At 26.9% G+C, this 279-nt stretch carries 1 protein-coding gene; it reads left to right on the top strand.

Going from position 1 to position 279, the window contains the following annotated elements; all coding sequences use genetic code 11:
• Positions 1–67 precede the first annotated feature (67 nt).
• On the top strand, positions 68–279 hold a 212-nt coding region (locus tag GUI70_RS25585), incomplete at its 3' end, for a hypothetical protein (RefSeq protein ID WP_237725144.1).

The following is a 279-nucleotide window of genomic DNA, read 5'->3' as shown; positions in this document are numbered from 1 at the left end:
TAATCTACTCAAGATTATTTTACAAGGAGTGATTATCATAATTACTTATTTAGAATCTTTTAAGTCGTTGCATCACAAGGCATTTTACAAGTTTGTATTATCGGTATTAAGCTTGCCAATATTTTTATATGCAGTGATAAAGTTTTTCTTTTCTGCTAAGAGAAAAAATTTTTACGCTAATAATTCTGAAATTTCAGAATTTGAACAGGCGTTACATCAAAAATATAAATATTTATCGCAGCAAAAGTCATCCACACAAATACATAAAGAAGCATTAAA

Origin of the sequence: Deinococcus alpinitundrae (genome assembly GCF_009982895.1) — a bacterium.
GTDB lineage: Bacteria > Deinococcota > Deinococci > Deinococcales > Deinococcaceae > Deinococcus > Deinococcus alpinitundrae.
This window is presented reverse-complemented; position numbering and strand designations above follow the sequence as displayed.